Origin of the sequence: Psychrobacillus sp. FSL K6-1464 (assembly GCF_038003145.1) — a bacterium.
Classification (GTDB): domain Bacteria; phylum Bacillota; class Bacilli; order Bacillales_A; family Planococcaceae; genus Psychrobacillus; species Psychrobacillus psychrotolerans.
The window spans coordinates 2986592-3007268 of the sequence record NZ_JBBOOP010000001.1; the positions used below are offsets into that span (position 1 = coordinate 2986592).

A 20677-nucleotide genomic window follows, 5' to 3' on the forward strand; every position below is an offset into this window, starting at 1 on the left:
AAATACAAAATTGTATTAGAAACAGGCACCTTTTTATTTATTGTTGCTCCGCATATTTTTGGAAATTGTTTAAAATTGCCTGCCAACCTTCTTGTTGCATTTCAATTGGATTAGTTGTTTCAGGCTCAAAAACTTCTACCACTTTCGTTTCGTTTTGTTGAGGAATGAATGTAATTTCAACTTTTCTCCCATCCCCTAATGTATAGGAGATGAACTCATGAGAACGCACTTCATCATATAGGCCACCAAAATCAAAGCCAAAGCTTCCATCTTTTGCTTCCATTCTAGAAACAAATTTCCCCCCAGCTCTTAAATCATTTTCAGCATATGGCGTATGCCATTCTTCCGAGGCATTATTCCATTTTGTTATATGAGCAGGTACTGTCCAATATTCCCATACTTGTTCCACAGGTGCATGTATAATTGCTTCTACGGTTATTAATGAGCGATTAGTATCCATTCTTCCAGCTCCCTTTTTTAATACATTCTCTCTAAATTCGCTGAATCTATCCATTATTCCTTCTAAGTTTCCCCTAACTTAATTGGTTTAAAACAACTTAGCAGAGGCTACCATTAGAGGAATTACCTTATATAACACCATTCGCATCTTTTTAAAGTTTTATTGTTAAGTGTTAATGGTTTACACTACACTTTTAGATTTTTTGCTCATAATTTTTTATATTGCCAGATTTCATTTTATAGTTTCTTAAAACCATACCATTTGTTTTAGTCATTCCAAACGTATCATAATAAGGAACCAAGTCATCGTCACAACACAAATCAATCATATAAATGTCATTAAGTTCTTTAAGCATGCGATTTACTAATTCCTTGCCTATACCTCTCTTTTTGTATTCTGGTAAAACCTCCAGAAATGGAATATAGGCGGATAAAACCCCATCACTAATCGCAGTAATAAATCCAACTACTTGATTAGTACTTTCATCAATCGCCACAATTACTTTACTGCTTTTATTTAGCATTATTAAGTGAGTCTTGGGACTGGGGGGATTTGGCCAATCCACGAAAAAACCTTCTAACATATCGGTGGAAATATCACTGGTTGTATTTTTGTATTTCATAAATATCATCTCCTTAATGTTATTAACATATTAGAATAGATGATACTTATCAAAAGTAGAGTAACAATAATATGACCTCCCCGTCTATGTAATACTATTTGTTATAATTATACATATACACAAACAAATATTATAGACTCAACTTCATCAGAAAAACCGATCTACCACGCGGAAAGCGTCGACCTGCAACGGAAATATTCCCGGTTATTTTTATTCCTAAAACAAAAAAGACGTAGCCCCAGCTTTCCGGGTGAAGCAACGTCTTTTATCTCAATTAGTTACCACCGTTTCATAAGCGATTTCTACGATTAATCCTCTACTTCATATACTTCTGTATCCTGGGCTTTCTGATCCTTCTGCAATTGTTCGTTTATGCGTGGGTCTTGTAATCGCATTTTACTCCATTCCGCCTGTCCTACTTTTTTACTTACTTTCTGTATTTCATCTTCAAAAAACAGCATGTCCATTCCTCCCCCTATAAATTAATCAAAGAGGACAATATATAACTTCCCCCTCTCTATAAAATATGCAACCACTTAAGGGACACGGAGGTTATGAGCACAGTTAAATATAATTTAGTTAGATTTTCTTTGTAGCCGAACAGTTTTAATAAAAAACAACTACACTTTTGAGCAGTGTAGTTGTTTTTAAAGTGACATTGACTGACTGTGCCTTGCTAGATACTCTTCCTTCTCTTTATAATCTGGCATAATACTCCCCACACGTCGCCAAAATGATCGATCATGATTCATATGTGTAATATGACATAACTCATGAATTATTACATAATCGATTACTTCAATGGGAGCCATAGCAAGACGAAAATTAAAGGTAATCTTTTTACCTGAACTACAGCTACCCCATTTAACTTTAGATTCTACAATTTCAATAATTTTAGGTTTTACTTTCAGCTGTTTTTGATATATTTTTATACGTTCCTCGGTAATAGCCTTGCATCTAGTCATATAGAATTTCTTCAGATTTCTTTTAAGTAATTCTTCATTTAAATTACTACAATCTATTAATTCATGAAGAAATCTTTCTTCTCCCATGTATAAGAACTTGCCATTAGCATGATACTCTCTTGCCTGAGGTAATTCTCGAGCTTTTCTAATCTCCTCGAGTTTCTCTAGTATCCATGTGCCTTTACTTTCTATTGCTCCATTAATTACTTCTTTACTTGTGTCTTTTGGAGCTTTAACAGTAATGAAACCTGATGAATCTATATGAATAGATAGCTTCTTTCCATTTCCATACTGAACATTAAATTCAATTATCGTATTTTCAACTTTAACTTTCATAACTACCATTAACTTTGTACATTAATTTCCAACCTTTTTTTAATAATATTATTTATTTTATCAATTTTGTATTAGAATTTGGCAACTTATTTTCGTCTTCCAATTCAAAGTATAATTCTAAACCCTTAGAGAGCCTCGGAATCCCCTTGCGGCATAATAGGAATCTGCTCCATTATGGTACGTAAAGACAGTATCATAGCGACTATCACAAAAGATAGCTCCTCCAAGTTTTCTTATATTGTCCGGTGTTTGCACCCAACTTGACGTTTTTAAATCGAAGTTTCCAAGAATCTGCAACTCTCGATACTGTTCCTCTGTTAAAAGTTCAATGCCCATCTCTGTTGCCATATCTATAGCGCTATTCTCTGGTTTATTTTTTTTCCTAGAATCCAATGCCTTACGGTCATAACAAATACTTCTGCGACCTTTAGGGCTTTCTGCTGAACAGTCCATGAAAATATATTCGTTATTCTCGTTATCATAGCCCACTACATCAGGTTCCCCTTCAGTTCTCTCCATTTCATAGAGTGTCCAGAGTTTATCATCATTCGCTTCTAGCTTTGATTGGACACTATTCCATTCCATCCCGTCATGACGGTTCATATTTTTCTCAAAACGGTTCTTCAATATGTCGAGTAATTCCTCACGTTGCTCGTGTGACAACTGCCTATTTTGTTTTGTCATATATATCTCCTCCTAATTTAACTCAAGTCTTATTTAATTTATCTTCACACAGTTTAAACTTCATTTCAAGCTCACGCTAAATGAAGGACACCTCATTTGAAGCAAGGAGATTTAGGTGTTCCCTTTGAAAACTTCATTAAATCCGATACTATATGAGTAGAGTCAAATAGTATTGGAGGAATTAGCATGAAACTTATTGTTTATTTAGCAGGTCAAATTCATGATGATTGGAGAGAAGAAGTTGCACAAAAAGCAAACGCCAAAAATCTTCCTCTCGAATTTGTAGGGCCTCAAACAAACCATGATCGTTCAGACAATATCGGTGAAGAAATTCAAGGAAAACAGCCATCTAACCTTTATAAAGATGATGCTGCATCAGATATTAATAATTTCCGAACACAAGTCTTAATGCAAAAAGCGGATATCGTCATAGCTTTATTCGGGGAGAAATATAAACAATGGAATACTGCAATGGATGCTAGCACGGCTATTGCTATGAACAAGCCGACGATTATTATTAGACCTGAATCATTGACTCACCCACTAAAAGAGCTTTCAAACAAGGCGAATGTAACCGTAGAAACTGTTGATCAAGCGATAGATGTCATCCATTATATTTTTGATTGATATAAATACACATAAAAAACAGTGAGTACGAAATTCTACTCACTGTTTCTAATCATTCTACTGTTTTCTCCGTCTCTTCACTTTGTTCCTCGAATTTATCAAGCAAAGCACGCACTTCATCCGTTGACTTTGTATTCATCAATTGGTTTCTTAACTCCCCAGCTCCAGGGAATCCTTTGACATATATTTTGAAGAAGCGATGCAGTCCTGTGATTGATCGTGGTAATTCTTCTGCATATTGATCTTGTAAATCCAGTTGTAATCTTAGCAGATTCAGGTATTCAGTAGTGGAATGGTCCTTTGGTTCTTTTTCAAAAGCGAATGGATTTTTAAAAATACCTCGTCCAATCATCACTCCATCAATACCGTATTTTTCAGCAAGCTCCAAACCTTTTTTACGGTCAGGAATGTCCCCGTTAATTGTTAGTAGCGTATTTGGTGCTATAGAATCGCGTAATTTTTTTATTTCCGGAATGAGCTCCCAATGGGCATCTGCTTGGCTCATTTCCTTCCTTGTCCGTAGATGAATGGAAAGATTCGCAATGTCTTGTTTCAAAATATGTGTCAGCCAGTCATGCATCTCCTCTAGTTCCGTAAAACCAAGTCTTGTCTTCACACTGACTGGCAGTCCTCCTGCTTTTGCTGCTTGTATAAGTTCCGCTGCAACATCTGGACGAAGGATAAGTCCGCTTCCTTTTCCTCTAGTAGCCACATTCGGTACAGGGCATCCCATATTAATATCAATACCTTTAAATCCTAACTCTGCCATACCAATACTCATTTGACGAAAATACTCAGGATTATCTCCCCATATATGTGCCACCATTGGCTGTTCATCTTCAGTGAAAATTAAGCGACCACGGACACTTTTCATCCCTTCTGGATGACAATAGCTATCTGAGTTTGTAAACTCCGTAAAAAACACGTCTGGTCTACCAGCTTGACTTACAACTTGACGAAAAACAACATCCGTCACATCTTCCATTGGCGCAAGTACAAAAAATGGTCGTGGTAAATCTCGCCAAAAATTATCTATCATACTAAAATTCAAATCCTCTCACTATGGTGTTATCTGTTGGTTAAAATAATAAAGTCATTATTATAGTATAACCTAGCTTATATAATTTTTCTTCTACCATGTTTGATACTAAAAAATCTAAAACCAAACAGACGGTTGAGAAGTGCATTATCGCAATTCTCAACCGTCTGTTATATTTTATCAAAAATTTAATTATTATATTAATTGGATAATGCGATCTTTATATGAGCTAAGTGATGCTCTTCGTGCCAAGCCAGTTTTGCAACTTTTTTCGCCACTGTTATTTCGCCGTTTGTTTGGTGAGTAAATACTCGTTTTAATTGGTCTTCAGTTAAATCCTGCCCTAAAGAAACAATACGCTCATTTATACCTTCTAGCATTTTGATAGAACTTTCTACAGGAAGCATTGTATCTGGTTGTATTGCCCACTTCTCTTCACTAAATCCTGGTACTACTGGATTCTCATCAGTTAAAGCTAGCTTCAAACGTTGGTACATGTTCAACTGTGAATCTGCAATGTGGTGAACAAGCTGACGAACTGTCCATGCACCTTCACGATACGTTTTGTTTAATTCTTCATCACTTAATGTGTCAACCGTTTCTCTAAGTCGCACCGTATACGTTCTAATTTCCTTTAACCATTCTTGAATATTTTCTAATGTTACTTTTTCAGGAACTTGTAATTCTCCAATTGGGTATCTAACATCCACTTTTCAAACCCCTTTTCCCTAATCTTTATTTTTGATATTAACACTTAATATATCAATCGGCTCAGATGTTGTAAAGACTAGTTAACTAAGGACTATCCACAATCTCAGCCAAAGTGAGTGAATCCCCCTGCTTAGATTTCACTCTCTTTTATTACTATACTAAATCCCTCTAAAATTTCTAACATTCCACTCCTGCAATCCCAAAACCACCTGGTCCAGCATGGGTAGAAATCATTGCACCTGCTTGCATCCATGTGATTTTCTCGAAGCCTGCTTCCTTCGCAATTTCATCCATTCCTCTCTTAATACTCTCATCAAGTCCAATAGAGTAGATTAAATACAGCTGCTTTCTATCAATATCGTATTGGTTTAAGTAGTCTCGCATGAGCTTTTCCGCAACTATGCTCATACTTCCACGATATTTTCTAGTTGAAACAAGCTTTCCTTCTACTAATTCGATGCAGGGCTTTATTTTTAATAGTACTCCTCCAATATAAGCAACGTTACTTACCCTTCCACCAGACTTTAGAAAATCTAAACTGCCGGGAAGGAAAGCCAGTCTTGTTTTAGGAACTACAGATTCTATTTTTTCCATTAAGTGAACATGGCTAATGGAAGGTTCTTCCTCAAGCAAAGTTACAGCATACATCACGATTGCAGCTAATCCACCTGTTACATTTAGCGCATCAATTAGAAAAAGATCTTCAAAATCTTCCGCTGCGATTAATGCACTTTGAAAGGAAGCAGATGCTTTGGACGTATATCCAATATGAATAATGATGCTATCAGGAAAATCTTTTCTAATTTTCGTAAACAATTCATGGTACTCATGTATATTCGTTGCTGTTGTAGATGGTATTTTTTTCGTGCGACCATGATAATCAAAAACATCCTCTACCGGTAACTCACCATCTAAGTAATCCTTCCCATCCATGATGACATGCATCGGCACTACTTGGATTTGATGTTTCTCAACCAGGTCTTTAGGTAAATCAGCGCCACTCTCTGTCGAAAAAATAATCCTACTCATTGAACATTCCTTTCAACCAACGCAACCATTCCTGCGTAATTAGTTATTTTATTTATCCTTAATATACACTAGACCGGGATATTATTCATTTTAATAATCAGAAAATTTACATAAGAAATGGAATATCAATACTACCTTGGAGAAAAATCTTATTGATTTACTTGAATGTTACGAAGGTAGACATATAAAGTTATGAATTCTAACTCCAATTAATTCTAATACTTACTCACCAACATTCATGACGAATTAAAGATAGGTGGAATGAAAAAGCAGACGGATTTGAAATGCATTCCTGCCCTTCTAAACCATCCACTTATTTAAAGAAACTTGCATGTTAATTTGCCTCTTACGTTCAATAAATTTTAACCAAAAACACCTATAATCCTTATTGGAACAACGTAAAAATGAACGGACTCTACTATTAGAATCCGCCCAACAGTTCCAACCATTTCATAGGCTTGCTCCATTTTTAGTGAGATCAGGACTTTTTACAACAATGAACGGATTAAACAAAAATTGGCGAGCATGAGCCGGTAAAAAACCGAACTCATACCAGCCAATTAGCTGCATTATTAAATGCTACCTTTTTAGGTATTACTCTTACCGCTTTGTTCCTTTTATACTAACTCCAACCACGAGACGACTTCACATTGTCATGATGCTGAGCGTGGAGTAAAAGTTCAGTTTTCGTCAAGCAGGTTAATCCAAATGTTACCGCCGCTTACAGTAATATAGTAGTTTTGCTCACTACCGTCAGCATTTTCAAAGCGGATGAACGTATTGCCATCATGCTTTGCCGTAAGCACGACATGGTTCCCATCTTTAATCTCGACAACGACAACAGACTCATCCTCCATCGAGTATGCCCAATTTCCATCGTCAAGGAATATATCCTTGGACTTGTCTACTCCAGTGATGCTAACAAACGTAATAAGAACTGCAGCTATGACAGTAAGCGCTGCGATGCGGTGCTTTTTCTTATCTAGCAAAATAAAAACGAAGAAAATGGCCAGCGCAAAGCAGAAAATAGAGCTGAGTAAATGATTCGGGAAATTTGCCATTGCAGTTCTGAAATAACGGACGCTAGCGGCGGAAAGATAACCTGTTGCCACGGATAGAACTAGGACACTGAGCCAGTTTTTCTTTTTGAGTTGGAATGCTATCACAGCACCAGGCAGGGTCAGAAGTGTGATTTTAAACCAGTATTCATAATAATGGAATATCTCCCAACCGTATTCGTAAAACGGAACCTCAATCAAAAAAATAAGAGGCTGGCTGACAAGGAAGAACACGAAACATTTAAGCGAAGCTTCCCACCACTTTTGGCAATTAACAATAATGAAAATGGCAAAAAGAAACCAACAGTCAACATAAATAGCTATGTCCTGAAATGAGGTACCTTTCAAAAAAGACACCTGATTGATAAGTGCAGTATATACGGCTGTAATAATAGCCAAAAGAATAACTCTTGGCCAGGTCATATTAAATTCACCGAAGTATTTTTTAATTTTTTCCATGCTTTCTCCTCTAAGTAAAACCTTATTTGACAGTAATCCCAACAAGCTTGTGTTTTTCCATGATTTATTTAACTAGATAAGTTCTAATTTGTCTAGTTTTTTTCTTTCATTAGGACAACTCGTTAAACGTGGTATTCCACAGCTCTTTCGGGAATTCTTGGTTATCTTATTGCATACGCAACAATCTTTTTCGATTTTAGTCTAGCAATTGGTAGTGCTTATATGCAATATATAGTTATAGATAAGTTAGGAAAATTTTAAATTTCGATTCTATATCTTTTATATTTCAACGTAAACTTAATTTCATTGGATTGTTGGCTTATTTATTTGAATATAATAAGAAACCCAAAATAATTAGGGAGCTGGTATAGTGAGCGAAATAGATAAACGAAACAGATTAAGTGAGGAACCATTTACTTATCAAATAACGAAAAATGGAACGGTAACAATCAATTACAAAGGTAAACAGATTAAAGTTGTAAAGGATAAGGAGGCTGAGCATCTTATAGCAAGAATTAAAGCAGTTGAAAATAATATATTAGAAGTACAATTATTGTTAGCGAAAATTACAGGTAACTTTAAACGTGGAAACGAGAAACTCGGTAGGAATAAGAGAAAATAAATTAGCCCTAACTTTCCATAGATCGGACTAAATACGAAAATATAAAACGTTAAAACATCTCAATTTAATGTGTTAGATCAGCGTTGGACCCGGTGTAAAAACAATCGAGATAATTAACTGCAATTCAAAAACCGCAAACAAACTGCTTTGCCAAAACCCATTCAATCGTGGATTTTGATACAGCAATATTTTTATTGATTAAACTAGCTCAAATTTATAAGTCCTTAATTCAACAATCGATTTTATCCCCCTGTTATTATTGAATTAAATCAAGAGATTATCGGTTTATGAATCGTACTAGAATTAAAAGGGATATACCTAGTATCAAGTATTGCTAAAGTTCATTTTTACTAATCTCCCCGAATATAAATAAATAATACTGTTCAACTAACTCGAGCATCTATAAAAAAGGTGCAAGTGCGGATTACAATCAACCCATAGCCGCTATTTATAAAGAAACGGGAGTGGATTTTGATTTTTCAGAGCCAGCAGTTAAACGTATGGGTAAATTTCTAGAAAAAGTAATTCAAGACATTCATTAACTAAGTGTGAGCATTATTAAATTAAATCAAAAGTTTACCTTCTATAATAACAAGCAGATGGTTTAGATGTGCGATACCAGCGCTTCTATACCATCTGCTTTTAATTTCACTATTAAACCAGTATCCAACAAAGATAAGATGTTTCCCTACTCCTCGAGCTATCTTTCATATGCATAAACAATCGAATCAAAACACCTTCCTATTTTTTAATCCTTCTCCTATTAAAAATTCCAACCAAACACATGACTTGTCAACTATTGATTAATCAACTATAATGACCATAGATTTATATTTCAATAAAAAAAGGGTGGAAAATATGATACAACAAAAAACAGCTTTAGAACAATTAATGGAGGAACGTAAATCTGTGCGTAAGTATGAGACTGGCGTTACGATTCCTCGCGAAACAATTGAACACATTTTACAGCAAGCTACATCAGCTCCATCATCAAGTAACTTACAGCCTTGGCGCTTCCTAGTTATTGATGATCAAGAACAAAAAAAAGAATTACGCATTGCTGGTTTTAATCAGGCGCAAATCGAAACATCATCAGCGATTATTGCTGTATTAGGCGATAACGAAATGCATAAAAACGCTAAACAAATTAATGATTTAAATGTTGAGCTAGGCTATATGCCACGCGATATTGCTGATATGATGATCGCCAACTCGGAATCCACGTATAGCGATTTATCGGATGAACAACGGACAAACATTGCACATTTAGATGCTGGTTTAATTACTATGCAAATCGTACTTTTATCGAAGGATATGGGTTACGACACTGTAATTATGGGTGGCTTCGATAAAGCAGCATTCGCTCAAAAATACGAGCTACCTGCAAATGAGATACCAATGGTGTTAATCGCTATCGGTAAAGCGGCTATGCCAGCACGTAATTCATCACGTTTACCGTTTGAACAAATTATTCGCTTTTCTAGCTAAATAAGGCATTTCAGCTCTTAATTCATTTTAAATTTGATTTTGTTATCCTTTCTAACAAACGAAAATGCTATTATATAGGTTTAGACATAGCGTCCCTCTGTTCAATGTCACAAAGAGCATCTGGCGTACATTATGAAACACCTAAAAATCTTCTATAATAAATGCCGAATTCGAACTCAATTTTTAATGCGTGCAAAACGAAAAGCAATCAATGTGAGGAGGAATAGTATGGAAGTTTGTTTGGATGATAAAAAACAAATGATTATGATGTTGAAAAGATTAGACCGGCACGTAACGCAAGTTTTTGAAAAAAGAACAGAAGTTAGTTTGACTAGATATGAAATTTTAGCTTCTTTAATTAAAAAGGGTAGTGTTTCACAAAAAGTACTACAACAATCCCTAGCTATCGATCAATCGGCAATTACGCGACACTTAAAGTTGCTTGAAGAACAGCAATATGTCGAACGCAAACGTAATGAAAAAAACAATCGTGAAGTACTTGTAACGATTTCTGATAAAGGACGAGAATTATTAGAGGGTTGTACAATGTTTAAAGATCAATTTATGAATGATCTCTACGATGATTTTTCAGATAGTGATTTACAGCAACTCAAGCAATTTCTCACGCGCTTAAATCACAATGTAGAGAAGCTTTAAGTTTTGCTCATTAATGCGAAAATCTATTGTTTTAAAACAAATTAAGCATAGTAGTAGAAACCATGGCTATGGTCTTTACTACTACGCTTTTTTTATCTTTTATACCATTCGTATTTCTTACAATGTCCGTTGGTGCTGGTGAAATTAATTATATAAGTTCAGTTCCTATTCTTGGGAAATCGAGCCTATTTTTATTTTTTATCTTCAACTAAACTCATCTTCCCTTAAGGCATCCTTTGTTAATTATTTTTTTAAAAAGGGTTAATAACTAGCAATCTATAATATAATAGTTTTAATAATTAAAATTATTGAAATAATTATATGGTAGAAGGAGAGTCATTCATGTCACAAAATACAAGTCCTAATTATTATAAAGAATTAATTGATTTACAAGATGTCGAAGGGGTGGAAGCTCAGTTTAAAAGTTTACTTGCTGTTCCGATTGAATCCATTTCTGATTTAGAAAAGTGGTTAGAAGACGAAAAGGATTTACTGTTTATAATCGATGAGGCGATGACAGGTCACCAAGTCGACTTCTACCGAAACACAGAAGATGCGGACATCAAGTCAACTTATCTTCACGATCAGCAAGCCATTCAACCACTTTTAATGAAATACGTAGCAAAGTTAAATGATAAATGCTGTGATTCTACTTATTTTACTCAATTAGATGATAACCGTTACGGCTTGATGCGACGTGTTCGTGAGTCGAAGGTTAAACTTTTCAGAGAAGAGAATATTCCACTGCTTGTAAAGGAACAAGAGCTTTGTACTAAGTACGATGAAATTATGGGTAGCCTAACAGTTGAATGGGAGGGAGAGGAAAAGCCTTTTCCATTTATCGAATCCCTACTAGATCATCTAGACAGAGCCGTGCGAAAAAAAGCTTATCACACAATGATGTCAGCCCATCGTCAAATTAAGCCCGATATGGATGCCATAATGGACGAGCTTATTCAATTGCGCCATCAAATAGCTTTAAATGCAGGATTTGAAAATTACCGTGATTATATGTTTATAGAGAAAAATCGTGAATATAGCATCCAGGATTGTTATGACTTTCATGAAAATGTAGCAAAATATATTATTCCCGCTTGGAATCGACTCTCAAATGTTTTTAAAACAAAGCTTGGTGTCGATAAGTATCGCCCTTGGGATAACACAGCTAAATTCATGAAAAACCCACCATACTCTGAGGTGTCTACTCTGATGAATGGCGTTTCTGAAATGTTAGGCAAAACTGACCCATTTTTTGCAGACCGTTTCGATTACATGAGAGCGAATGGGTTACTAGACCTCGATGACCGAATAGGTAAAGTCCCAGGTGGTTTCTGTACTTCTTTACCTGTATCAGGGGATACTTTTGTTTTTGCGAACTTTAGTCCTTCCTTTTTCTCTCTTATCGCATTAATTCATGAAATGGGCCATGCAGTGAATGGATATTTTCAGTTATCCGAACACGGCCCCATTGAAGACTACAAAGGACGAAGTGAAGTTGCTGAGCTTTATTCTCATGGGATGGAATTACTCTTATTGGATAAGCTTGACCGTTTCTATCCAGAAGAGGAGGATTTTAAGAACGCACAGCGTGAAGAGCTGAGACGAGCATTTTCGATGTTAATCGGACCATTAGCAGGAGATCTCTTCCAGCATTGGATGTATACAAATCCTAAACACACTTCCAAAGAGCGAGATGAAAAATACTTTGAAATCTCAAAACTTTATGGCTTAAACCCTGTTGATACTTCTGGCCTGGAGGAAGAAATTGGGATGAGCTGGGCTGGTACCCTTCATTATTTCCAAGTTCCTTTCTATCTTATTGAATACTCCATCTCGATGCTTGGTGCACTACAAATACTGGAGAATTATCAGAACAACCCAGAGAAAGCAGTTGAATCCTTTAAAAAAGGTGCAAGTGCAGACTACAATCAATCCATCGCAACTATTTATAAAGAAACTGGGGTAAATTTTGACTTTTCAGAGCCAGCTGTTAAACAAATGGGTGAATTCCTAGAAAAAGTAATTCAGGACATTCATTAATAAAGTGTGAGTATGGGGACAGATCATTGTAGAGGTCAATTGGGATTTTTCCATACAAAAGTTACAAGTAGTGATGTCTATCCCCTTTGATTAATAGTCAAGGTTTTATTCATGGACTTACCTTCTAAAAACTATTTAATCTTTTTTAAAACAACAAGAGAAAAGAACGAATTCCATACAACGGAAATTCGTTCTTCTTTCATTATACTAACTCCAACCAAGCGACTGCTTCACAATGTTTGGAGTGCTGGTGGGTTTAATTATTTTGGCTCAATTCCTAGTTTAATAGAGTCGAGCCAATTTTTATTAATATATTCTCAACAACCTTTTTTCTTTGGTCGTCGGATCCAGCATGACACATCAAATAATTACTTGTACAACAAAAATAGATCTTTCGTATTTCCGTATTTTCATTCACTAAAAAAGAGCTATTTTTAGCGCTTCCATCGTAAATTTTATTTTACTATTGAAAAAGAGCTAACTGGAGTTTGTGGAGCGGTGTATTGATTATGTAGCATTTAAAACCTTTTAATATTAAAAGGTTTTAGAACTAGGCTCGGTTCCTAAGCGAACTCTTCTCTGTTTGCACGCTCTACAGGTAATCCGCTATTTAAGTAACTATTTTCCCATCGATTTCATGAATATAAGAGTTTAAAACCCCAATTTGCTCTTCTAATTTTTCCTTGTGCTGAACTAATATAGCTTGCGTATTAATCTCTTCCTGTTCTAAATTCAGATTTGAAATATTTTCTCGTATATCCTCAATCGACATGCCCAGATTTCGAAAACATTTGATTAATTTTAGGAGTTCAATATCTTGATCATCAAATATTCGATGATTTTGTGTATTTCTTTTTATTGATGGAATTAAATCTATTTTTTCATAGTATCGAATTGAGCTTGCTGGAATTTCAACTAAGAGACTAGCTTGTTGAATTGTATACACGAGGCATCCTCCTTGACTTAAAGTATGGTTTAACCTTTAAGGTTGATAGTATCAAATCAAAAGGAGAATGTATAATGAAAAAGATTTTAGTAGTAGTAACAAATATTTCTAAATATCCAAATTTAGAACGCGCAACAGGATTATGGTTAGGGGAAGCTGTTCACTTTGCAGCTGAAATGGAAAAGGAAGGCTACCAAATTGATTATGTAAGCCCTAAAGGTGGTCACACACCACTTGACCCACACAGCCTACAAGCTGAACAAATGACGGAATTGGATTGGCAATATTATACAAATGATGATTTCTTAAACAAGCTAAGTACTACTTTATCGGCTGACGCTATTAACCCAAATGATTATGATGCTATCTATTATGCAGGTGGTCACGGTGTTATGTGGGATTTCCCAGAAGATGAAAACCTACAAAGCATTGCGAGTAAAATTCATGCAAATGGTGGCATTGTATCAGCTGTTTGTCACGGGGCTGTTGCGTTATTAAATATTAAAAATGCAGAAGATAATTATTTAATCGCAGATACTAAAGTGACTGGCTTTGCCAATACGGAAGAAATTGCCGTTGGATTAGATAAAGTCGTACCATTTTTAACTGAGGCTGAACTTGTTCGTAGAGGGGCTAATTACGTAAAAGGCGAAGACTGGGCAGTGTTTGCTGTAGCTGATAATCGTATCGTTACTGGACAAAATCCTGCATCAGGTGGTGCAGTGGCCAAAGAGGTAATTAAATTATTAAAATCACTTTAATAATACTTAAGTAAAATTACGTTATAATAACTTCTTACAGAGCTAATACAAGTTCGCTGAATCTTTAAATTAATGGAGCAAAAGCAGATGTTTTAAAGGTGAGATACGTTCACTTCTAATTTAGTTTCTTTAGTTAGAAAAGAAAAGCAATATGTAGAACATAAGCGTAATGAAAAAAATCTTGATCAGATACAAAGATAACCTCAAAAAAGCTGTGCTAAAATCCCCTACAGCGTGGATTTTTGACACAGCTTTTTTGATTATATTTTCTATACTAACTCTAACCAAGCGACCGCTTCACAATGCGTTGATTGCGGGAACATATCCACTGGTTGAACCTCTTTTGTTTTATAACCGCCGTCTTCTAATATTCTCAAATCACGAGCAAGCGTTGCGGGGTTACAAGATACATAAACAACACGCTTTGGACGCTGCTCTATAATTGTCGTTAATAGTGCTTCGTCACAACCTTTTCTCGGTGGATCCACTACTAAGACATCTGCATGCTTGCCTTCTTTGTACCAATTAGGAATAACTTCCTCTGCAGGTCCAGCCTCAAAGTATGTGTTAGTAAAACCATTCAGCTCTGCATTTCGTTTTGCGTCTTCAATTGCCTGTGGGACGATCTCTACTCCAAGTACTTGTTTGGCTTTTTGCGCTAAAAATAATGAAATTGTACCAATTCCGCAATATGCGTCAATTACTGTTTCTTCCCCTGTTAGCTGTGCATAATCCAGTGCTTGCTTGTATAGGACCTCCGTTTGTACAGGATTTACTTGGTAAAATGAGCGCGCTGAAATTTCAAAGCGAACATCCCCGATTAAGTCTTCAATAACGGCTTTGCCCCAAATAACGTTTGTTTCATTTCCAAAAATCACATTTGTGTTCTGGTTATTCACATTATGAACAATTGATTTCACATTTGGTTCTACTTCACGGATGAATTGAATAATTTCCTCTTGCTTCGCTAATTTTGCATGCTTCGTTACAAGTACAACCATCACTTCTCCAGTTGCCCGTCCTTTACGGACGACTAAGTGGCGTAGCTGACCTTTTTTCGTTTCTTCATTGTATGGAACTAAATCCAGTTTCAATGCATTTTCTTTTACTGCTCTTAGTAATCTATCTGCCTCATCTGATTGTATTAAACAAGTATTCGTATCTGCTATTCGATGAGATTTCGCTTGATAGAAGCCTGCAATAACTTGACCATTTTCTAAATCAAATGGTATTTGAGATTTGTTGCGATATTCCCAAGGCTTGTCCATACCTTTTACAGGAAGAACTGGTGCATCTATTTTCCCTATGCGTTTCATGACATTGCGAACCATACTTTCCTTCCATGCAAGCTGTCCTTCATATGTCATATGCTGAAGCTGACAGCCTCCACATTGATAAAATACTGGACACGGTGCTTCTACACGAAATGGAGATGGCTCTACGATATTTTTTAACTTGGCAAAGCCATAGTTTTTTAATGTTTTAAGCACATGGACTTCTACAGTTTCATTCGGCAAGCCTCCTGCTATAAATAGAGGATATCCGTCGACCTTTGCGACACCCGCTCCGTCATGTGTTAAATCTTCAATATAGACTGTTAACTGATCATTTTTTTGTACTGGTGTATTCAATGTTAATCTCCGTTCTAGTTATGATTGATTCATTATACCAAAAAGAATGCGTACAAGTCTGCTGACTCATACGCATTATCAATTATTTTTCAATTCTTCTATACAAAATCACCAGTTATGTGAACCTTCTATATATAACAGAATTTTTAGAAATGTTATACTAGTTATAGCTTTATTTATCTAAAAAGCCCATCTTCCACAAACACTGGCCTGAATGTTGGAAAAAATAAGTTAAAAATAAATCAAGTTAGATAATGAATGGAGGTAATAAGATGGAGTTACTTATGGAAATTATAGGTAAAGTACTACCCGTTGTAATAGTTGGAAGCATTGCGATCTTTATTATTAAAAAGCTTGAGCATAAACAAAAGCAAGGTAAGACTGGCAGAAAAAATTCAAACGACCAACAAGATTTACTGGACAGTTTAATACCTCTAGGAATGCTATTTGGATGTGTAGTTGGGGTTATATTTAATATACTTTTCTCATTTTCATTATTATCCACTTTATCTTTTGGCTCTGGGGCAGGCCTACTACTTGGCTATTTTGCATATGAAATTTATAGCAGGACAGAGGTAAATTAATCAGAAAAACTTAACTAGAACTTTAGCTTAGTATAAGATTAGGATTCATTACTTCTATGTTTTCTATAGTCGTCATGAATGACTGGAACAAATCCGTTTTGTTCCAGTTTTAAATAGCGCTCCTCTAGATGGGTTATTATCTTTTGTCCCTTTTCTTTAGAAAACACACCATACTCAACATATTTGTTAATAATTTCTTTCTTTTGGTTAAGCGCATCTTGTTGTAAAGACTTCATCTCTTCTTGTTGTTTCGCCGTTAACTTTATATCTACTGGCATTTCTGCATTTGTTTCTAATGAAAACCCCATTATTCCCAAACACATTAAAATCGCTGTTATAACACTAACCCAACGTTTTTTCATAGACAAATCTCCTTCCTTCAATTTGTTTTATCATGTGCCACTAGGCAGCAATTATCCTTTTTTGAAAAACTGTATAAAATGCTATAAGTAGAATAAAAATAAAAAAGAACCTCATTTTGAGGTCCAATTACTTTGTTTCTACTGCCAATATTTTAACGAGTCCAGCTAATTGCTCCCATGAATGAATTTCATAGGTTGGTTCAATATTAGTTTGGTTCTGCTTTCTATTTGGATTGAACCAACATGTATCAATCCCAAAATTATTTCCGCCTTGAATGTCGGAAGAAAGTGAATCACCAACCATTAATACGCGAGCTGGATCGGAAATTTGAAGCTTCTCTAATGCATATGCGAAAATTTCTTTTTGAGGTTTTTGGAATCCCGTTTCTTCCGAGGTTATGATGGCTTCAAAAATATTCTTTAAAGAAGATCCATTTACTCGTGCATGCTGTGCATCTTTAAATCCATTAGTAAGAAGAGCGATTCGGAAATCTTTCATGCTTGCTAACATTTCTTCTACTCCCTCAATCAGATGAACTTCTTTCCCTAAATTTTCTATGTACTTCTCCCCGCATATAATCGGATCTATGTCTAAGGAATGTTCGGTAAATAACCGTTTAAAACGTTCGACTTTTAGCTCTGTTAAGGTGGTACGACCATATTCTAGGTCTTCCCATAAGCTTTTACTTATAGCCTTGTAGGTATCTAGATAATCATTTAAACCATTTGGCAATCCATACTCTTCAAACAAAAAACGAAATGCATTATGTTCAGTCATTCCAAAGTCAAGTAAAGTGTCATCTAAATCAAATAGTAGTACATCATATTTCATCAAAAATACCCCTTTCCTGTCCCTCCAATTGTAGCAGAATAGATATTAGACTAAAATATCCTTTAGTGTTTTCTAATAAGAAGATATTCTTTCCAGGTCCAATAAATATTTTAATGGGCTATCTTATTAACTTTTAGGGCTTTCTTGCATGTAATAGTGCTATTTATGGACTATATTTCATCTATTTTGGCCATATAAAGTTTTTAGGGCCATCTGACTGAAAACATAATAATGTCCCCGCTCAAGTCGACCGAGGACATTCGTTTATTCGTCCTTCACTGCCCCGTCTTTAGAAGCTGCCCAAAAGGCTATGATAATGGAGCCGATTAATACGATGAATGGTGCATAAAAAATCATAAACTCTGTCATAGTTTGCTCCTTCCTTATGCGTGATTATCTTCTTTTTTCCCACGTACATAATCTTTATTGAACAAAAACAATCTCAGTAGTAAATATAGCGATGGTATTAGTAAAGCAAGCCCAGCTATAAAAGCGACTATTAAAGCAAGAGCCATTGCTTCATTAGTAAAGCTGTCATAGATTGTTAAATGTGGATACAGCAAATATGGGAGATGCGCAAATCCGTATGCGAAGAATGCTATGAGAAACTGGCCTCCTAATAACACAAAAGCCAATCCGTAACTTCTTTTCGACCATAATAACCACACTGTACCGATGAAAAGTAATAGTGATAATGCAAATGCCCACCAAATATTAAGCATGTTTTCGTAATGCTCCGGATTATGTGAACGAAGCTCCACCATAATTCCACCCGCTGTTATTATCGTCGGCAGTGCCCAAATAAGTGCATACTTTCGCATCAGCCTTGTCGCATCTATGTCTCCTGCTTTATTGGCATACCAGGTCAAAAACACGGATGAAATATACAATACAGAAGAAAGACTTAATACAACAATCGACCATGTGAGTGGGCTTGTAAATAATGCCTCGTAATCGAGAGTAGGCGAATCATTAATCATATGAACAAAGCCGCCTTCTGATATTGTTAATACAATAGACAAAGCTGCCGGGATAAAAAGACCAGCAAGACCATACATAAATGAGTATCCCTTGTGCCCTCTAGAACCATATGTTTCAAAAGCATAATAAGAGCCGCGAATCGCAAGTAATATTAGAGCTATACTTGCAGGAACTAGTAAGGTCGTACCATAATAAAATGCAGTTTTCGGGAAAAATCCGATAATCCCTACAAAGAAAAACACTAAAAATACATTCGTTACCTCCCAAACTGGCGACAAATAACGCTGTATAATATTTGTTAATATCCTCTGCCTTCCTGTGAGTAAACTATACGCGTTAAAAAAACCAGCTCCAAAGTCAATAGATGCAACGACTAAATATCCGAAAAGAAACGTCCACAACACAAAAATTCCGATGATCTCTAATGTCATAACATATCACCGCCCTTTTCAGCATGTCTGTCTTCTATTTCTTGCTCGACTGGATTCTTTCTGAACATACGACTTAAAACTACGATACTTCCGACTCCAAGTACTAGGTAAAGACCAGCAAATAAAATCAGCATGATATCGACATGTGGACTGGTCGTTGCAGCATCCTCCACCCGCATAATACCTCTTAGTATCCATGGCTGCCTTCCTACTTCCGCAAGCCACCAACCAGCTTCAATAGCGAGTATAGACGCTGGTCCTCCCAAAACTATGAGCCAACGATACCATCTAGAATTGACAAAGGACCATTTCAGAATTTTACCAAGCCAGTATAGTCCTGAAAGTGCTACCATCGACATCCCAATCGTCACCATAATATCAAACAAGTAGTGAATATATAACGGCGGCGTTTCATCCTCTGGGAACTGATCTAAGCCAATCACTTCTGCAGTCGGATTGAAATGGGCGAGAATACTCAAAGCAAAGGGTATTTCTATTGCATACTTCACTTCTCCATCATCTAATATTCCATAGAGAATTAGTGGCGCACTTTCTTCCGTTTCAAAATGCCATTCAGCTGCAGCTAGTTTTTCAGGCTGATACTCCGCTAAATACTTTCCTGAGAAATCTCCAATAATAGCAGTAGCAATTGAAAATACTAACCCTACTTTCATCGTTAAGAATAATGCTTTTTTATGGTATATATGATTAGAGCCTTTCAATAAACGAAAAGCTGCAATCGCCGCTAACACAAATGCAGAGGTCATATACGCTGTTACCACTACATGAGCAACCTTTGTTGGCATAGCAGGGTTGAACATGGCTAGCAGCGGGCTAATATTCACTAATTCCCCGTTAACTATATCGAATCCTTGAGGGGCATTCATAAATGCATTTACCATTGTTATAAAAACTGCGGAAAATGAAGCGCCAATGGCAACTGGAATAAGTAATAGGAGATGCTTCTTTTGGTTCTCAAATCGATCCCAAGTATATAAGTAAATACCAAGGAAAATAGCTTCAAAAAAGAAAGCAAAAGTCTCCATGAATAGAGGAAGAGCTATAATATTCCCCGCAAGTTCCATAAAGTTCGGCCACAGTAAGGACAACTGCATACCAATTGCGGTCCCTGTAACAACTCCTACCGCTACAGTAATGACGAATCCTCTCGCCCACCTACGTGCTAACAATATGTAATGCTCATCATTCTTTTTAATACCTACCCACTGGGCAATCATAATCATTAAAGGTACACCAACACCAATAGTTGCGTAAATAATATGAAACGATAAGGTCAATTCGGTTAAAACGCGACTAAAAAATACCGATTCTTCATTCATCAGCCTTCCCCC

General features: G+C 36.0%; 23 protein-coding genes. 7 read left to right on the top strand and 16 right to left on the bottom strand.

The genetic code is table 11. The features are described 5' to 3' along the window. Positions 1–37 precede the first annotated feature (37 nt). The 5 genes from MKX39_RS15225 to MKX39_RS15245 all read right to left on the bottom strand — a co-directional run bounded on the left by MKX39_RS15225 (position 38) and on the right by MKX39_RS15245 (position 3067). Complete coding sequence (locus MKX39_RS15225) at positions 38–460, bottom strand: SRPBCC family protein (protein ID WP_340771470.1); 423 nt, start codon at positions 458–460, stop codon at positions 38–40. A gap of 193 nt (positions 461–653) precedes the next feature. Beyond that, on the bottom strand, positions 654–1082 hold the full coding sequence (locus MKX39_RS15230; protein ID WP_340770199.1) for a GNAT family N-acetyltransferase: 429 nt from the start codon (positions 1080–1082) through the stop codon (positions 654–656). Between the two features lie 308 nt (positions 1083–1390). Continuing rightward, complete coding sequence (locus tag MKX39_RS15235; protein ID WP_340763460.1) at positions 1391–1543, bottom strand: hypothetical protein; 153 nt, start codon at positions 1541–1543, stop codon at positions 1391–1393. A gap of 186 nt (positions 1544–1729) precedes the next feature. After that, positions 1730–2383 (bottom strand): M48 family metallopeptidase, encoded by a 654-nt coding sequence (locus tag MKX39_RS15240; RefSeq protein WP_340770200.1) that lies wholly within the window; start codon positions 2381–2383, stop codon positions 1730–1732. A gap of 117 nt (positions 2384–2500) precedes the next feature. After that, positions 2501–3067: a DUF4256 domain-containing protein gene (locus MKX39_RS15245; protein WP_340770203.1), complete on the bottom strand. Its 567-nt coding sequence runs from the start codon at positions 3065–3067 to the stop codon at positions 2501–2503. Positions 3068–3253: 186 nt separating this feature from the next. Between MKX39_RS15245 and MKX39_RS15250 the strand changes: the two genes are divergently transcribed. Further along, complete coding sequence (locus MKX39_RS15250) at positions 3254–3694, top strand: YtoQ family protein (protein WP_093538078.1); 441 nt, start codon at positions 3254–3256, stop codon at positions 3692–3694. A 52-nt stretch (positions 3695–3746) separates the two neighbouring features. Here the strand turns inward: MKX39_RS15250 and MKX39_RS15255 are convergent, their stop codons facing one another. From MKX39_RS15255 to MKX39_RS15270, 4 genes are all read right to left on the bottom strand, one after another. Continuing rightward, a complete protein-coding gene (locus MKX39_RS15255) occupies positions 3747–4733 on the bottom strand; it encodes a tRNA dihydrouridine synthase (protein ID WP_340763464.1) in 987 nt (328 codons plus the stop codon). A gap of 200 nt (positions 4734–4933) precedes the next feature. After that, a complete protein-coding gene (locus MKX39_RS15260) occupies positions 4934–5443 on the bottom strand; it encodes a YfiT family bacillithiol transferase (RefSeq protein WP_340770205.1) in 510 nt (169 codons plus the stop codon). Positions 5444–5621: 178 nt separating this feature from the next. Continuing rightward, complete coding sequence (locus MKX39_RS15265) at positions 5622–6473, bottom strand: DegV family protein (protein ID WP_340770207.1); 852 nt, start codon at positions 6471–6473, stop codon at positions 5622–5624. A gap of 680 nt (positions 6474–7153) precedes the next feature. Further along, positions 7154–7990, bottom strand: coding sequence for a hypothetical protein (locus MKX39_RS15270; protein WP_340770209.1), 837 nt, complete (start codon positions 7988–7990; stop codon positions 7154–7156). A gap of 370 nt (positions 7991–8360) precedes the next feature. On the opposite strand from MKX39_RS15270, the gene MKX39_RS15275 reads away from it, so the two are divergent. The 4 genes from MKX39_RS15275 to MKX39_RS15290 all read left to right on the top strand — a co-directional run bounded on the left by MKX39_RS15275 (position 8361) and on the right by MKX39_RS15290 (position 12797). After that, the gene (locus MKX39_RS15275) at positions 8361–8612 is read left to right on the top strand and encodes a hypothetical protein (RefSeq protein ID WP_340770210.1); all 252 of its coding nucleotides are present in this window, start codon (positions 8361–8363) and stop codon (positions 8610–8612) included. An 858-nt stretch (positions 8613–9470) separates the two neighbouring features. Continuing rightward, entirely contained in the window at positions 9471–10100 is a 630-nt protein-coding gene (locus tag MKX39_RS15280; protein WP_340770212.1) for a nitroreductase family protein, read from the top strand. A gap of 228 nt (positions 10101–10328) precedes the next feature. Continuing rightward, positions 10329–10757, top strand: a complete 429-nt coding sequence (locus tag MKX39_RS15285; RefSeq protein WP_093538070.1) for a MarR family winged helix-turn-helix transcriptional regulator — start codon at positions 10329–10331, stop codon at positions 10755–10757. Positions 10758–11099: 342 nt separating this feature from the next. Continuing rightward, complete coding sequence (locus MKX39_RS15290) at positions 11100–12797, top strand: M3 family oligoendopeptidase (protein WP_340770215.1); 1698 nt, start codon at positions 11100–11102, stop codon at positions 12795–12797. Between the two features lie 610 nt (positions 12798–13407). On the opposite strand, the gene MKX39_RS15295 is transcribed toward MKX39_RS15290, so the two are convergent. Continuing rightward, the gene (locus MKX39_RS15295) at positions 13408–13743 is read right to left on the bottom strand and encodes a MerR family transcriptional regulator (RefSeq protein ID WP_340770217.1); all 336 of its coding nucleotides are present in this window, start codon (positions 13741–13743) and stop codon (positions 13408–13410) included. A gap of 74 nt (positions 13744–13817) precedes the next feature. Between MKX39_RS15295 and MKX39_RS15300 the strand changes: the two genes are divergently transcribed. Beyond that, positions 13818–14504, top strand: coding sequence for a type 1 glutamine amidotransferase domain-containing protein (locus MKX39_RS15300; protein WP_340770219.1), 687 nt, complete (start codon positions 13818–13820; stop codon positions 14502–14504). Positions 14505–14773: 269 nt separating this feature from the next. Here MKX39_RS15300 and rlmD read toward each other — a convergent pair whose 3' ends face one another. Beyond that, positions 14774–16135, bottom strand: a complete 1362-nt coding sequence (gene rlmD, locus MKX39_RS15305) for a 23S rRNA (uracil(1939)-C(5))-methyltransferase RlmD (RefSeq protein WP_340770221.1) — start codon at positions 16133–16135, stop codon at positions 14774–14776. Positions 16136–16419: 284 nt separating this feature from the next. Here rlmD and MKX39_RS15310 point away from each other — a divergent pair, with 284 nt between their 5' ends. Then, positions 16420–16719 carry a hypothetical protein gene (locus tag MKX39_RS15310; protein WP_340771472.1) on the top strand — a complete coding sequence of 100 codons (300 nt, stop codon included), beginning with the start codon at positions 16420–16422 and terminating at the stop codon, positions 16717–16719. 38 nt (positions 16720–16757) lie between these two features. Here the strand turns inward: MKX39_RS15310 and MKX39_RS15315 are convergent, their stop codons facing one another. The 5 genes from MKX39_RS15315 to MKX39_RS15330 all read right to left on the bottom strand — a co-directional run bounded on the left by MKX39_RS15315 (position 16758) and on the right by MKX39_RS15330 (position 20668). Continuing rightward, positions 16758–17081: a YckD family protein gene (locus MKX39_RS15315; RefSeq protein ID WP_340770223.1), complete on the bottom strand. Its 324-nt coding sequence runs from the start codon at positions 17079–17081 to the stop codon at positions 16758–16760. Between the two features lie 127 nt (positions 17082–17208). Then, positions 17209–17913, bottom strand: a complete 705-nt coding sequence (locus MKX39_RS15320; RefSeq protein WP_340770225.1) for a YjjG family noncanonical pyrimidine nucleotidase — start codon at positions 17911–17913, stop codon at positions 17209–17211. Positions 17914–18177: 264 nt separating this feature from the next. Beyond that, positions 18178–18282: a cytochrome bd oxidase small subunit CydS gene (gene cydS / locus MKX39_RS22360; RefSeq protein ID WP_407691719.1), complete on the bottom strand. Its 105-nt coding sequence runs from the start codon at positions 18280–18282 to the stop codon at positions 18178–18180. Between the two features lie 14 nt (positions 18283–18296). Beyond that, positions 18297–19325, bottom strand: coding sequence for a cytochrome d ubiquinol oxidase subunit II (locus tag MKX39_RS15325; RefSeq protein ID WP_340770227.1), 1029 nt, complete (start codon positions 19323–19325; stop codon positions 18297–18299). Further along, positions 19322–20668, bottom strand: a complete 1347-nt coding sequence (locus MKX39_RS15330) for a cytochrome ubiquinol oxidase subunit I (RefSeq protein WP_093538056.1) — start codon at positions 20666–20668, stop codon at positions 19322–19324. The genes MKX39_RS15325 and MKX39_RS15330 overlap by 4 nt, the downstream gene beginning before the upstream one ends. Positions 20669–20677: the final 9 nt, after the last annotated feature.

Bases quoted from the DNA above. Each gene is read 5' to 3' on its own strand.
- MKX39_RS15225 (WP_340771470.1), bottom strand. From the start codon at position 460: ATGGATACTAATCGCTCATTAATAACCGTAGAAGCAATTATACATGCA.
- MKX39_RS15230 (WP_340770199.1), bottom strand. From the start codon at position 1,082: ATGAAATACAAAAATACAACCAGTGATATTTCCACCGATATGTTAGAA.
- MKX39_RS15235 (WP_340763460.1), bottom strand. From the start codon at position 1,543: ATGCTGTTTTTTGAAGATGAAATACAGAAAGTAAGTAAAAAAGTAGGA.
- MKX39_RS15240 (WP_340770200.1), bottom strand. From the start codon at position 2,383: ATGAAAGTTAAAGTTGAAAATACGATAATTGAATTTAATGTTCAGTAT.
- MKX39_RS15245 (WP_340770203.1), bottom strand. From the start codon at position 3,067: ATGACAAAACAAAATAGGCAGTTGTCACACGAGCAACGTGAGGAATTA.
- MKX39_RS15250 (WP_093538078.1), top strand. From the start codon at position 3,254: ATGAAACTTATTGTTTATTTAGCAGGTCAAATTCATGATGATTGGAGA.
- MKX39_RS15255 (WP_340763464.1), bottom strand. From the start codon at position 4,733: ATGATAGATAATTTTTGGCGAGATTTACCACGACCATTTTTTGTACTT.
- MKX39_RS15265 (WP_340770207.1), bottom strand. From the start codon at position 6,473: ATGAGTAGGATTATTTTTTCGACAGAGAGTGGCGCTGATTTACCTAAA.
- MKX39_RS15270 (WP_340770209.1), bottom strand. From the start codon at position 7,990: ATGGAAAAAATTAAAAAATACTTCGGTGAATTTAATATGACCTGGCCA.
- MKX39_RS15280 (WP_340770212.1), top strand. From the start codon at position 9,471: ATGATACAACAAAAAACAGCTTTAGAACAATTAATGGAGGAACGTAAA.
- MKX39_RS15285 (WP_093538070.1), top strand. From the start codon at position 10,329: ATGGAAGTTTGTTTGGATGATAAAAAACAAATGATTATGATGTTGAAA.
- MKX39_RS15290 (WP_340770215.1), top strand. From the start codon at position 11,100: ATGTCACAAAATACAAGTCCTAATTATTATAAAGAATTAATTGATTTA.
- MKX39_RS15300 (WP_340770219.1), top strand. From the start codon at position 13,818: ATGAAAAAGATTTTAGTAGTAGTAACAAATATTTCTAAATATCCAAAT.
- MKX39_RS15310 (WP_340771472.1), top strand. From the start codon at position 16,420: ATGGAAATTATAGGTAAAGTACTACCCGTTGTAATAGTTGGAAGCATT.
- MKX39_RS15315 (WP_340770223.1), bottom strand. From the start codon at position 17,081: ATGAAAAAACGTTGGGTTAGTGTTATAACAGCGATTTTAATGTGTTTG.
- MKX39_RS15320 (WP_340770225.1), bottom strand. From the start codon at position 17,913: ATGAAATATGATGTACTACTATTTGATTTAGATGACACTTTACTTGAC.
- cydS (WP_407691719.1), bottom strand. From the start codon at position 18,282: ATGACAGAGTTTATGATTTTTTATGCACCATTCATCGTATTAATCGGC.
- MKX39_RS15325 (WP_340770227.1), bottom strand. From the start codon at position 19,325: ATGACATTAGAGATCATCGGAATTTTTGTGTTGTGGACGTTTCTTTTC.